10 protein-coding genes are annotated in these 12720 nt (G+C 70.2%); 3 read left to right on the plus strand and 7 right to left on the minus strand.

Annotated elements, in window-relative coordinates; genetic code table 11:
- The 5 genes from ACFWGD_RS03865 to ACFWGD_RS03885 form a co-directional block, all read right to left on the minus strand.
- The gene (locus tag ACFWGD_RS03865; RefSeq protein ID WP_377777233.1) at positions 1-720 is read right to left on the minus strand and encodes an LppP/LprE family lipoprotein; all 720 of its coding nucleotides are present in this window, start codon (positions 718-720) and stop codon (positions 1-3) included.
- On the minus strand, positions 713-1270 hold the full coding sequence (locus ACFWGD_RS03870; RefSeq protein WP_377777234.1) for an O-acetyl-ADP-ribose deacetylase: 558 nt from the start codon (positions 1268-1270) through the stop codon (positions 713-715). The genes ACFWGD_RS03865 and ACFWGD_RS03870 overlap by 8 nt, the downstream gene beginning before the upstream one ends.
- A 105-nt stretch (positions 1271-1375) precedes the next feature.
- Positions 1376-2422: a cation diffusion facilitator family transporter gene (locus ACFWGD_RS03875; protein ID WP_377777235.1), complete on the minus strand. Its 1047-nt coding sequence runs from the start codon at positions 2420-2422 to the stop codon at positions 1376-1378.
- A 146-nt stretch (positions 2423-2568) separates the two neighbouring features.
- Positions 2569-4068 (minus strand): DUF5129 domain-containing protein, encoded by a 1500-nt coding sequence (locus ACFWGD_RS03880; protein WP_377777236.1) that lies wholly within the window; start codon positions 4066-4068, stop codon positions 2569-2571.
- Positions 4065-4847 carry an AAA family ATPase gene (locus ACFWGD_RS03885; protein ID WP_377777237.1) on the minus strand — a complete coding sequence of 261 codons (783 nt, stop codon included), beginning with the start codon at positions 4845-4847 and terminating at the stop codon, positions 4065-4067. Before ACFWGD_RS03885 ends, ACFWGD_RS03880 begins: the two co-directional genes overlap by 4 nt.
- Positions 4848-4890: 43 nt before the next feature.
- Here ACFWGD_RS03885 and ACFWGD_RS03890 point away from each other — a divergent pair, with 43 nt between their 5' ends.
- Positions 4891-6207, plus strand: a complete 1317-nt coding sequence (locus tag ACFWGD_RS03890; protein WP_377777238.1) for a nitrate/nitrite transporter — start codon at positions 4891-4893, stop codon at positions 6205-6207.
- Positions 6208-6222: 15 nt separating this feature from the next.
- Here the strand turns inward: ACFWGD_RS03890 and ACFWGD_RS03895 are convergent, their stop codons facing one another.
- Complete coding sequence (locus ACFWGD_RS03895; RefSeq protein ID WP_377777239.1) at positions 6223-7113, minus strand: hypothetical protein; 891 nt, start codon at positions 7111-7113, stop codon at positions 6223-6225.
- A gap of 165 nt (positions 7114-7278) precedes the next feature.
- Between ACFWGD_RS03895 and glsA the strand changes: the two genes are divergently transcribed.
- Together glsA and ACFWGD_RS03905 are read left to right on the plus strand one after the other, a co-directional pair.
- On the plus strand, positions 7279-8697 hold the full coding sequence (gene glsA / locus ACFWGD_RS03900; RefSeq protein ID WP_377777240.1) for a glutaminase A: 1419 nt from the start codon (positions 7279-7281) through the stop codon (positions 8695-8697).
- 263 nt (positions 8698-8960) lie between these two features.
- Complete coding sequence (locus ACFWGD_RS03905; RefSeq protein WP_377777241.1) at positions 8961-9503, plus strand: NADPH-dependent FMN reductase; 543 nt, start codon at positions 8961-8963, stop codon at positions 9501-9503.
- 624 nt (positions 9504-10127) lie between these two features.
- On the opposite strand, the gene ACFWGD_RS03910 is transcribed toward ACFWGD_RS03905, so the two are convergent.
- Positions 10128-12692: a hypothetical protein gene (locus ACFWGD_RS03910; RefSeq protein WP_377777242.1), complete on the minus strand. Its 2565-nt coding sequence runs from the start codon at positions 12690-12692 to the stop codon at positions 10128-10130.
- Between the last annotated feature and the right edge of the window lie 28 nt (positions 12693-12720).

A 12720-nucleotide genomic window follows, 5' to 3' on the forward strand; every position in this document is an offset into this window, starting at 1 on the left:
TCAGAGGCCGGTGTTGGGGAACCGGCCCTCGGTGGCGACCTTGCCCTCCGATTCGCTCCACGTGAAGGTGACGTTGGAGGTGTACTTCGGGGCGGCGACGTTGGCCTCGCCGGAATCGCGAAGGGCCTCCCAATCCTTGTACTTCACCTCGAACCAGCCGTCGCCCTCGCCGACGATCTGCCCCTGCTGCGGGTGCGTCGAGTCGACGCCGAGGTAGTCGCCGTCGTGGAACATGAGGATCTTTGTGCCGAACTGCGCATTGCCCTGCGGCATCTGCTCGAACAGTGCGTAGGTCAGTTCACCGCAGGGGTCGAAGTTGGTCTGGGTCAGCTCCCAGTGGCCGTCGGCGAACGGCGGCTCGACCGTTGCGATCGACTCGGAAATGATCGCCGCGTCTTCATCGACGCCGCAGTTGGCTCCGTCCGAATCTCCTCCGTTGCCGCCGCCGTCGCCGCCGTTGCCACCTCCATTGTTGCCGCCATTGCTGCCGCCGGGGGCGGGCGTTCCGCCGGTCGGGTTCGGGCGGCCGTCTCCCCCGTTGCCGGTACCGTCGCCGCCGTCTCCGCCATTCGTCCCGTCATCGGCGGTGATGGTCGTGGTGTCCGTCTCGGTGGCCACGGCGTCATCGCCACCCGATCCCCCGAATACCCCGCCATCTCCGCACGCGGTCAGCGCCAGCGCGATCGAGCACGCTGCGGCAAGTCCGATTCGGTTACGCATTGGTGTCTCCCGTCGTCTCGTCGTTGGTCCAGTCGCGGAATTCCTCGCGGAACGTCGATTCGAGTCCGTCGTCGAAAAGCACGAAGATCACCTCGTCGAGGTGGTCGCGGGTGTCCTCCGGCCTCGACTCGATGGCCCGCCGCGCCGCCGCCGCGGACTCCGCCCCGCTCCACCCGTAGGCGCCGGCGCCGATCGCGGGGACGGCCAGCGAATCCGCGCCGACGCGGTCGGCGGCGTCGAGGGCACTGCGAAACGCCGACTCCAGCACCGCCGGATCGGTCTGCCCGGCATGCTTGTTCGGCCCCACCGCATGGACCACCCACTGGGCGGGCAGGCCGTAGGCGGAGGTGATGGCCGCTTGACCTGCGGGCAGGCCGTCGGCAAGCGATTCCTCGCGAAGCTTCCGGCACTCGGCCAGCAGCTCGGGGCCCGCCGCGGCATGGATGGCGCCGTCGACGCCGCCACCGCCCAACAGCGTCGAATTCGCGGCGTTGACCACCGCATCGGCCTTCACGTCGGTGATGTCGCCTGTGATGATGGTGATCTTCATGGTGCGCTCCCTCGGTTGCCTCGGGCGTTACCTTCGGGTGTACACGTATTTCACCGATCACGGAAGCCCCCTCGGGCTATTTCATGTGCCGAAGGGGCGGCCGGCTCACACCTCGCGCGGGCGCTCGTGGGCGTGGTGGGCCTCGGTCTCCAGCTGCAGGGTCGCGTGCCCGACGCCGAACTCGGCGGCCAGGCCCGACTCCATGTCACACAGGATCGAGCACGCCGAGTCGAAGCCGATGCCGTCGTCGACGGTGACGTGGGCGGTGAGCACCGCATCCGTGCCGTGGATCGACCAGACGTGCAGGTCATGGACGTCGCGCACACCCGGTCGGGCGATCATCCACTGCTCGACGGCCCGGGCGTCGACGCCGGAGGGCGCGAGCTCCAGCAGCACCGTGCCCGCGCGGCGGATGAGGGCGATGGCCTGCGGGACCACGAGCACCGCGATGAGCACCGCCGCCACGATGTCGGCGCGGGCGAAGCCGGTCCAGCGCACCACCAGCGCGGAGACGAGCACGCCCACCGACCCCAATGCGTCGACCATGACGTGGAGCAGCGCGGCCCGCAGATTCATGTTGGACTTGTCGCCGCCGGCGAGGATGACCGCGGCGATGAGGTTGGCGGCCAAGCCGATGACCGCGATGATCAGCACCGTGCCCGAAGCGACCTCGACCGGCTCCGACCAGCGGCGGATGGCCTCGACGAGGATCCACACGCCCGCCGCGCCGACGAGCACCGCGTTGAAAAGTGCGCCGAGGACCTCCGCGCGGCGGAAACCGTAGGAGGCGATGCGCGTGGCCGGGCGCGACCCGATCCACGCCGCCCCCAGCGCCACCAGCAGGCCGAGCGCGTCGGAGGCCATGTGCGCAGCGTCGGCGAGCAGCGCCAGCGAGTTGGCGACGATGCCGCCGACGACTTCGGCGATGAGGATCGTCGCCGTCAGGCCAAATGCCAGCGCCAACCGGGGCACCGCAGTGCCCGAATGATCATGCTCGTGCGCGCCGAACAGACCATGCGAGTGGTCATGGTCATGGTCGTGGCTGTGAGAGTGGCCGTGGCCGTGCCCATGCGCGTGGTCGCAGCCGTGGCCGTCACCGTGCCCGCGCCCGTGGCTGCCGGTACACGCCCGGCCCGCCTCATCATTGCCCATGCCCACAGGTTAGGTCACCCTATGGCAGAAATGCACACTTGAAAACGGGAACCGCTGCCGACAGTGCGCCCCCGGTGCCGCGCCGAGTGCAAAACCCGCCCGCAGCACCCATCCGCGGCGCCCGTCGGGGCCGCAGGCCGAACCGCCTAGAACTGCCCACCACCGCCGGCGCCGGAGAATCCCGAGCTGTACGAGGAGTTCGTCGTCGACGCAGCCTGCGCCGCCGACACATCGTCCTGGTGCCACGAGTGCATGAGCATGAACGGCATCCACCCCGCATAGCCGGATCCGGGGCGCCATCGCGGATCCCACACGGCCGGCGCCTCCCGGTCGCCGCCGAGTTCCATGCCGTCGAATTCGCGCTCGCGCACGAGGTCGAGGACGAGCCGGTAATCGTGGAGCACGTCGGCGTACTCGCCCATGAACGCGTCGCCGCCCGGATCCCGCTCCATCTCGCGCACGCGGTCTTCCAGCCCGGCCAGGCGGGTGCGCAGGTCCTCGTTTTCCACGTCGGATTGGGCGCGCACGAGGTCGTCGCGAAGCTGCCTCAGCTGGTCCCGCCGCGCCGCCGCATCGCCGTGCTCCATGTCCCACATGAGGTCGATGTTGTCCTCGGCCACGCGCATGCGCTCGACGGCCTCGCGCGCGGTGGCCAGGTCGGTCGCCGCGGCCCGAAACTCGGCATCGGTCGACGGCTCGCCGATGGTGTCGTTGAGCCGGTGGACCTCGACGAACCCGTCGCGGACCTCCGCCCACTGGCGCCGCAGCTCATCGTCAGCCAGGGGGCTGGTCAGATTGTGGGCCCGCACGTCGATCTCGTCGAGGCGGGTGCCGGCGTCCGCGTAATGCTTGACGACGTAATCGTGGTCCTCCCTCGCCGCATCCGTCTTCTTGCGGCGTTCGTGCGCCACCGCCCACGCGGTCCCGCCGCCCGCGATGGCCAGGCCGCCGCCCACCGCGGCCACCACGCCGATGGTGGTGTTGCGGCTGTCCTTTTCGTCGGCCTCGCGGGCCGCCACCATGGCGTCCTCGTCGGTGGCGTGGTGCAGTCCATCGACGAAGCCGTCGGCGATGCGACCGTCCTCCATGGCCGGGCGCATGGCCTCGACCGTGTCATCGAGGTGGTTGCCCTCGCGCAGCTGCAGCCGGTCGGCGACGTCCTCGCCGGCGTAGATGCCGTTGGAGCGCGGGTCATCCCCGTAGGCCAGGATGAGCACCCCGTCGGCGTAGACGTCATCGCCGATGAGCTCCGGTGACGCCTCGCGCAGGCGCTCCTCGACGGTGTCATTGATGTTGTCGTCGTTGTCGCCGAACACCAGGTATTCGACGTGGGTGACCTCGCCGGGCAGATCCGCGCCGTCGGTGGCCTCGATCAGCCGGGCCTCCTGGTCGGCGGGGATGAGGTCATCGGCGTCGTCGATCTCGACGGTCACCGTGCTCGCGGCAGGTGCGGCAGCCGGTGCGGCAGCAGCAGGTGCGGCCGCCGCGACCGCTCCCGTCGCCGGCGCTCCAACCAACCCGATCGCCACCGGCAGCCCCGCCAGCGCGGCGACCCCGGCGGAGGCCGCCACCTTCGCGATGGCGCCGCGCCCGGCCCTGGGCCGGATGCCGTGCCCGGCCTTTCGCCCGATAAAGGTCCTCATCATTGCCCGGTCCCTTCCTCGTCCTGTGCCGTGAGGTACTCGACGTGTGCCTCCATATCGTTCAGGAAATCGCGCATGTCCGCCACGGCACCGCACTCGCGCCACCGTGACACGCGGATGCCGTCTCCGGTCATCTCGAAGATGGTCGCGCCGGGGATGGCCAGCAGAATCGGCGAGTGCGTGGCGATGATGAATTGCGCCCCCTCCTTCGCCAGCCGATCGATCTGCGCCAGCAGCGCCATCTGCCGCATCGGCGACAGCCCCGACTCCGGCTCGTCGAGCAGGTACAGGCCGTCGGCGAACCGGTACGTCACCATCGCCCACACGGATTCGCCGTGCGACAGGTGATGCAGCGTGTCCGGGCCGTAGATCGGCCGCACCGGCGGGTGATCGTCGATCTCCTTGAGCAACCGCAGGTGGCTTTCCGCACGCAGGAAAAAGGCGTCGGGAGGATTGCGCCGCCGCACCAGCCCCATCGCATGATGCAGCGGCGAGGCGTCGTCAAGCCCCGAGAACCGCATGTGCCGCGACCCGCCGTCGGCGTTGCAGCCGGCCAGCTGCGCGATCGCCTCCAGCAGCGTCGACTTGCCCATCCCGTTGTCGCCGGCGATGAGCGTCACGGGCGTCGGCAGGGGCAGTTCGCGCAGGTCACGCAGATGCTTGACGACGGGCAGCCGCAGCACCCAGTCCTCCCCGCTGCCGGGCCCGCCCTCTCCGAAGACCCCGTCGACGTCGGCCATGCGCAGCGCCTTGACGTACGGGGCGCGGTCCGGATGGCTCATGCCCGCGACCATACGCGCCGCGGCGGGGCCTACACTGCCGGGAATGACCGTCGACCCGCGCAGCCGCATCACCGCCCGGGCCCTCACCGTGTGGGCCGCGGCGGTGCTGGTGTATCTGGCGGCGATCACCGGGCGCACGTCCTTCGGCGTCGCCGGCGTCGAGGCGCTCGACCGGTTCGGCGTCGATGCCTCGCGCCTGGCCGTGTTCACGGCCGTGCAGGTCGGCGTCTACGCGCTGGCGCAGATCCCGGTGGGGCTGGCCATCGACCGGTTCGGCGCGCGGCGCACGATGGTCGTCGGCGCGCTGGTCATGGCCGCCGGCCAGATCACGCTGGCGCTGACCGCGTCGTATCCGGTGGCCATCGTCGCCCGCGTGCTCATCGGCGCCGGCGACGCCAGCGCCTTCCTGTCGGCGATGCGCCTGCTGCCGGCGTGGTTCCCGCTGAAGGCCACTCCCCTGTTCACCCAGCTCACCGCAGGTCTCGGGCAGATCGGGCAGTTCCTGTCGGCGGTGCCCTTCCTCATGCTCCTCCACGCCGAAGGCTGGACCGCGGCGTTCCTGGCGCTGGGCTCGGCCATCGCCCTGGTCGGCATCGCCGCGGCCGTCGCCATCGCGGACGTGCCGCCCGCCCCCGCCGAACCGGACGGGCGGACGGGGCGGGGCGCCGGGACGTCGTCAAGCGAGACGCCGCGCGCGACCGTGCGCGAGATGCTCGGGATCGTGCTGCGGCACCCGGTGTGCTGGCAGGGATTTTTCACGCACTGGGTCGGGCTGATGCACCAGGCGACGTTCACGCTGCTGTGGGGCATGCCGCTGATGACCCTGGCGATGGGGCTCGGCCCCGCGACCGCCGGCGGCGTGCTGGTGGCCAACACCGTCGCCGCGGTGGCGGCCGGCCCGCTGATGGGCATGGCCTCGGCGCGGTTCGCCGCCCGGCGCGGCACCCTGACCGTGGTCATTTCCGTGGCACTGATGGGCATGTGGGTGGTGTTCCTGCTGCCGGAGGCCCCGCGCGGGCTCGGCGCGATCGTCGCGCTGAACATCGCCATGGCCATGCTGTCGTCGGCGTCCGGCCTCGGCTTCGACTCCGTGCGCGAAGCCGTCGACCGCCGCGCGCTGGCCACCGGCACCGGGCTGTCGAACATGGGCGGGTTCATCGCCGCGATGATGGCGGCGCAGGGCATCGGGCTGCTTCTCGACGCCTCCTCCGGCGGCGGCGCCTACCAGTGGTCCGACTTCCGCGTGGCCTGGGCCGCGATCGTCGCCGTGTGGGCGCTGGGCATGGCCGGGCTGCTCACCTCAATGGCGATGCGGCGGCGGAGTGCGTGGAGGGGTGAGCGGAGGCGCACGACTGGGTGAGCGGCGGGGTGCGCTTTAGGAGGTCTTCTCCCACGTGCCGCAGCGCGACGTCTCGAACGCGACGTCGGAGGCGGCGATGGTGATGATCTGCTGGCCCGGCCCGAAGTTGTTCGCGATGATCTCCTCGAACGCCCCGGATGTCCCGGACAGGCGCGCCCAGTAGCAGGTGTCCGATCCGGCCGTCTTGTACGTGCCCGGTTCCATGTCCGAGCCGATCAGGAACGTGCCGTCGGAGGAGATGGACGTCGGTGCCCCGCCGGATGCGTCGGCGTCCGCGCCGTCGGCGGGATTGTCCGGATCGGGGGCCGCCGCCGGATCATTGGCCGGGTCGTCCGCGACGGGCGCTTCGATGGTGGTCGTCTCGATGGCGGTCTCCGTCACCGTCGAGGGAGCCGCGGACGGGGCGGCGTCCGTCGACATTGCCGAGCCACCCGCGAAGCCGAGTGCGCCGCCAAGCAGGAGACCCGCGACGAGCCCCACGCCGCCGAGGAGCAACCCCTTCGATCCCGGGCCCTGCTTCGACGGCGAGCCCTGGTTCGACGCCGAGCTCTGCGGCACAGCTCCATACGGGGATGCGGTGCCGAACAGCGTCGACGACGAGTCCGCCTGCCACCCCTGCGTTCCGCTGTCGGGAGACTGACCGTACGGCGACTGCTGGCCATACCCGCCGTGCTGTCCGTTTGGCGTCTGCTGGCCATACCCACCAGCCTGGCCGGTCGGGGACTGCTGGCCATATCCGCCAGCCTGGCCATTCGGCGCCTGCTGGCTGTACCCGCCCGCCTGGCCATTCGGGGACTGCTGGCCGTACACACCTTGCTGGCCGTTCGGGGTTTGCTGGCCGTACCAGCCACCCTGCGGCTCGCCGGGTTCGTAACCGCCGTCGAAGTTCCGGGGACGATCGTTCATGGCATTCCTTTCGGCGGAAAACGTCCCCGATGACATTACTGTCATGACCCATTCGTCGTTACCCGAGACGCGCCCCCGACCACCCGGCCCATGTTCTCCTGCGTCCCGGCTGGTGTTCCCCGGGGCCCCGCGCCGGTGCCGGAGGTTGCCCGTAGTCTGGGAAGAATGAATTCGATTGACATCCGTTCACCTTTCCGCGAGACGCTCCACCGCCTCACCGAGGAGTGCCGCGAGGTCACCGAAGGCGAAAACGCCACCTACATCCCGTCGCTGGCCGACGTCGACCCGGACCTGTGGGCGACCGCCGTCATGAGCCCGGAAGGCGACCTCTACGCCTTCGGCGACATCGATCACGAGTTCACCATCCAGTCGATCTCCAAGCCGCTGGTCTACGGCCTGGCCATCGAGGAGCTGGGGCTGGACACGGTCCTCGAGCGCGTCGGCGTCGAGCCGTCGGGCGATGCCTTCAACGAGATTTCCCTGGACAAGAACGGCCGCCCGGTCAACCCGATGATCAACGCCGGCGCGCTGACCGTGCACGGCCTGCTGCAGGAGCACGTCGGCGGCCGCGCGGACGACCTGATCCTCGAGGGCCTGTCCAAGTTGGCGGGCCGGCAGCTCAGCGCCGATGACGAGGTCGGCCAGGGCGAGCGCGACACCGGCTTCCGCAATCGGGCCATCGCCAATCTGCTGCGGTCGATGGAGACCATCACGTGCGATCCGCTGCAGGTGTTCGACGGCTACAGCTGGCAGTGCTCGATCAACCTCAACGTGTGCGACCTGGCCACCATCGGCGCGACGCTGGCCACCGGCGGCGTCCACCCGGTCACCGGCGATCGCGTCTTCCGCGAGGAGACCGTGCAGTGGATCCTGTCGGTGATGTCGACGTCGGGCATGTACAACTCGGCGGGCAACTGGATGAACTACGTCGGCGTCCCGGCGAAGTCCGGCGTCTCCGGCGGGTTGTTCGGGGTCATCCCGGGCGAGTTGTCGCTGGCGTCGTTCTCCCCGCGTCTCGACGATCACGGCCACTCCGAGCGCGGCAACACCTTTTTTCACCGCGCCTCGTCCGAGCTGGGCCTGCACATGATGCGCGTGACGGGCCGCCCGCATGGTGCGCTGCGCCATCGCGCGGTCGTCGACTTCGATTCCGACGGCGTTCAGGACACCACGCTGCTGCGCCTCTACGGCGACATCGACTTCTGCTCGTACGAGGCCATCGACCGCGAGGTCACCCGCGGTTCGGCCTCGGGGACGGATCTGTTCGTCGATCTCGTCGAGGTCCGGTCGCTGGCGCCGAAGGCCAAGGAGCTGCTTGAGGAGCTTCTCGGCGCCGCCGCCGAGAAGATCACCACCTACGTCCACGATCCCGCGGGGCTCCTCGACCACGACGCGTGTTCCGCCCCGCAGTGGGTCGAGCAGGCCGAGATCCGCGAGTACCGCTCCGATCACCCCGAGCGCCGCAAGCCCCGCCGCTTGCTGCGCCGCCGCGATGCCCGCAAGCCCGCGGGCAGCAGGAAGGCTTCCGCCAAGACCACGGCGAAGTCGGCGGCGAAGCGGTCGGATTCTCGGCGGAAGGGCTGATGCGCGGGCCGTCGTCAAGCATTCTTGCTTGTCGACGACCCCCTCCCCTCCATCCCCGCCCGCGAGTGAGCCGGGGCGACCGTGCGTAAGCCCGAGTTACACGAGTGAGCCTGGGTGACTCTGGGTGAGCCTGGGTGGCCGTGCATAGGCCACGGTGACGCTGAGAGCGCCATTACATTCGAGGTGCCGTTGCAACGTCTCCGAACCGCCGTTATGGTTGACGTGACACCATTTCGCGTACCCCTCGAAGGAGCACGTCACACATGAAGCTCGGCATCATTACCGGCACCACCCGCCCCGGCAACGTCGGCACCACCATCGGCGAATGGGTCATCGACAACCTCTCCGGCCGCGACGACATCGAGATCAAGGACCTGAAGGTCGCCGACTTCGACCTCGACCTGCTCAACGAGCCCACCATGCCCGGCCAGGCCGGCGGCGTCTACGAGAACCCGAAGACCACCAAGTGGGCCGAGGCCATCGCCGAGTGCGACGCGTACGTGTTCGTCACCGGCGAGTACAACGCCGCTCCCCCGGCCGCGTTCAAGAACGCCGCCGACCTGCTCTTCGTCGAGTGGAGCGGCAAGCCCGTCGGCTTCGTCGGCTACGGGTTCGGCGGCGGCCAGCGCGCGATCAAGCACTGGCGCGACATCGTCGGCAACCTGAAGATGAAGGACGTCGAGGCCACCGCGAACATCTTCCTCGGCGACGAGTTCGCCGACGGCCAGTTCACCCCGGCCGAGGGCAAGGCCGACGACGTGCAGAAGCTCGTCGACGAGATCGTCGCCCTCAACAGCCAGGCGTAGGCCCCGGCGCCTCGATCCAGCGCCCAATTCGGTTTCCGATCCGGCGCCCGCGCCTCGATCCATCGCCCAATCCGGTTTCCGGTCCGGCCCCAGCGTCCGCTCGGCGCCTAATCCGGCCCCAGCGCCCACCGCCGGCCCGGCCGCGACGCACAATCCGGCTTTCGAACCGGCGCCCGCGCACAGTTAGACGCCGAGTGAACAGATAGAAGCGGTTGACCACTTCTTTCCGTTCACGCGGCGTCTTTCTGCGTCGGGATTCCTTCCCCCACCCACCTTTGGAGCGCCGCAGCACCCATTTGGCCGCCCCGGCCGCACAGAAACCTACGTTTGCGCCAGGTACCTACGTTCAAACGTGAGTATCTGGCCGAAACGTAGGTATCTGCGAGACCCGGGGCGGGAGACGCCGGCGGGAGAGGCCGGCGAGAGGTGCCCGCGTGACGGAAGAAACAGGAGGGGCGAGAGAGGCTGGCGGGAGAGGTCGGCAGCGCGAGACGGAGGGGCCGGCGGGGCGGTTGCGGCGACTATCGCGGCGGAAAAACAGTGACGCGAATACCGTGACGTGAAACCGGGGCGTGAAACCGGGGCGTGAAACCGGGGCGTGAAACCGGGGCGTGAAACCGGGGGCTAGAACAGCGGCGGCTGCGTGGGCACGCCGGGGCCGCTGCCGGAATCGGGACGCCGCAGGGGATCCTCGATGTACGTGGCGTCGGGGGAACCATGCCCGCCAGCACCATCCCCGGCGCCATCGCCACTGGAGTTGCCATTGGAGTTGCCGGCGGGCTCGCCATCGGATTCGGCATTCGGCCCATCACCGGGAACAGCGGTGGACCGACGACCGGGCTCATCACCGAGATCGGCATCGAGTTCATCGCCGGTCAGGGACGCCGACGGGCGCAGGCCCGGCACGTCGAACAAGGGCGGCTCGACGACGCCGTTCTCCCCGACCACACCATCGCCGACGCCGATGACGTCGAACAACGCATCTTCCGCAGGGGACGCCACCGAGGCGGGATCCACGACCGATGCACGCTCGGCATCGACGGTGCTCCGGTGAACGTCGGAACCCGGCTCATGGGGCTCGCCCGAACCCGGCTCAACCGGCTCCCCCGACTCCCCCGACTCCCCCGCCTCCTCCGGGAGCAGCAGCTCCAGGTCCTGGCTGTCCTCGAGCGCGCGCAGCCGGTGGCGCAGCACCCGCAGCCACGGCCCCGCGGCGGTGACGTGGCCGACGGCCTCGAGGATGGCGGGGACGTCGCCGTCGTAATCGTCCAGCGCCATGGCCAGCGACTCTTCGGTGAACACCCACAGCGACGTCGCGCCGCACTTCTCGCGGTGCGCGACGGAGTCCAGCGTCACGGCGAGGTCGTGGCCGGGCACGCCGCGGACCATCGCCACCAGTTCGACGCGGTCGGGCACGAGCTGGTTCTTCGGGGTCAGCAGCTGCGCCCGGCGCACCACGGGCACGAAGTCCCCGGCTTCGGCGGCGATCATGTCGACGGCTTCGTCGACAAGCGGTTCCTGGCCCGACAGCCACGCGTGCCCCATGGCCGACGCGACGGCCCGCACGGGCGTGCCGGCGGCGCCGTCGACGAGCAGGCCCAGCGCGCGCATGCCGTACATGATGCGGTTGACCACCATGCCCCACCAGTCGTCGAGCCCGTCGAAGACGGCGGCGCACGACCAGGCCAGGTGGGATTCGATGCAGCAGGGGTACCACATCATGCCGTCGTCGAGGCGGGCGGCGAACAGGACTGCTTCACGACGCCCACGCCTGGCCACGTCCGCCATCAGCTCCGGAGAGGGCATCCAGCTTTCGGCGTCGTCCTCCGACGCCCACAGGTCGGGGCCGCGCAGCCAGCCGGCGACGAGCCACGCCCAGCGGCGCGAGGCGTCGGCGTTGAACCACTTCTGCGCCGACCGCGCCGTCGGCTGGCCGGTGACGGGGTGCATGAAGCCGGCGCCGGCGAGCATGCCGACGACTTCGTGGACCACCATGTCGTCCGCCCCGACCGAGGCGGCGAAATCGTGGACGGCGACGGAGCCGGCGAACTCGTGGAGGCCGCCCGAGGCGAGGAAGCCGCCGTCCTCCCACAGCTGCATGATGGCGGTGGCCACGGCGACGGCGGCCGTGGCCGCATCGACCTGGGCCTCCGGCGCCGTCCACGCCGGGCGGGGCTCCTCCGGGTGCGGCGTGGGCACGTAGAGGCGGCCGAGCTTCAGCGCCAGCGCGACCGGGGACAGGATCGCCGCATTGAGATCGACTTCCGGCGGCTGGGGTGCTTTGGAGTCGTTGGAGTCGGAGTCGGAATCCGCATCGGGCGCACCATCGAGCGACGCGGGCATCTCGAAGGTCACCGCCAGCAGGTGCTCGACCGCCCACTCGACGGCGTCGGCACGCCGCTCGCCCCACTCGCGGGCGTCGAGGAAGATGCCTTCGCGGGCGAAGAGCAGCAGCGACTTCTGGATCGCATGCGGCGCCGTCGACACCAGCGCCCGCACCCGCTGCGGCGAGCACAGGAAGGCACGCAGCCGGGACAGCAGATCGGCGTCGGTGAGCACGCCGGAGCCCTTCGCGTTGACCACGGTGCCGCCCAGCTGCGCGGCCACCTCGTCGGCGACCAACTGGCCGGCGAACTCGGAGGCGTCGACGAGCCCGAGGTTCTCCATCTTCCTCAGCAGCTCGGCGCGGGAGTTGAACTCGGTCAGGCAGTCGACCGGGGTGGCCATCGTGGGATCGGGCACGAGCACGTCGGAGACGTGCGGCGGGACGTTCCACACGCCCGCGGGCTGCTGCCACGCCAGGCCCAGGCCCGCGGCCCGGCCCATGAGGTCGTCGACGTCGGCGGGGGTCAGCGGCGCGCGGACGTTCGACGGCGCCTGGTCGCCGTCGTGGGGCATGGCGTCGGCTTCGGAGCCCCACACCGCCACGGCGATGATGTCCTCGACCGCCGCCGAGCGCTCCAGGACATGGACGAGCTTGACCATCGCCAGCACATCGGGCGTGGCGGCGGACACGGCGGTCTGCGCGGCCTCGCGCGTCATCAGCATTTCGGCGGTTTCGACCCTGGTCAGCGGGGCGGCGCGGCCCGGGCAGGCGACGCGCAGGAGCCGGCGCAGCTCGACCTCGCCCAGACGCCCGACGTGTTCGCCGAAGTCGGGGCGGGCTGCGTAGTCGACCCTGCTCTCCATTCGGGTCATTATGGCGCATCTGCACCGG

This window comes from Corynebacterium sp. NPDC060344 (assembly GCF_042725215.1).
Lineage (GTDB): Bacteria > Actinomycetota > Actinomycetes > Mycobacteriales > Mycobacteriaceae > Corynebacterium.

Coding starts and splice junctions, on each gene's coding strand:
- ACFWGD_RS03885 (WP_377777237.1), bottom strand. CDS start 4,847: ATGAGCCATCCGGACCGCGCCCCGTACGTCAAGGCGCTGCGCATGGCC.
- ACFWGD_RS03905 (WP_377777241.1), top strand. CDS start 8,961: ATGAAGCTCGGCATCATTACCGGCACCACCCGCCCCGGCAACGTCGGC.
- ACFWGD_RS03870 (WP_377777234.1), bottom strand. CDS start 1,270: ATGAAGATCACCATCATCACAGGCGACATCACCGACGTGAAGGCCGAT.
- ACFWGD_RS03910 (WP_377777242.1), bottom strand. CDS start 12,692: ATGGAGAGCAGGGTCGACTACGCAGCCCGCCCCGACTTCGGCGAACAC.
- glsA (WP_377777240.1), top strand. CDS start 7,279: ATGAATTCGATTGACATCCGTTCACCTTTCCGCGAGACGCTCCACCGC.
- ACFWGD_RS03890 (WP_377777238.1), top strand. CDS start 4,891: ATGACCGTCGACCCGCGCAGCCGCATCACCGCCCGGGCCCTCACCGTG.
- ACFWGD_RS03895 (WP_377777239.1), bottom strand. CDS start 7,113: ATGAACGATCGTCCCCGGAACTTCGACGGCGGTTACGAACCCGGCGAG.
- ACFWGD_RS03880 (WP_377777236.1), bottom strand. CDS start 4,068: ATGATGAGGACCTTTATCGGGCGAAAGGCCGGGCACGGCATCCGGCCC.
- ACFWGD_RS03865 (WP_377777233.1), bottom strand. CDS start 720: ATGCGTAACCGAATCGGACTTGCCGCAGCGTGCTCGATCGCGCTGGCG.
- ACFWGD_RS03875 (WP_377777235.1), bottom strand. CDS start 2,422: ATGGGCAATGATGAGGCGGGCCGGGCGTGTACCGGCAGCCACGGGCGC.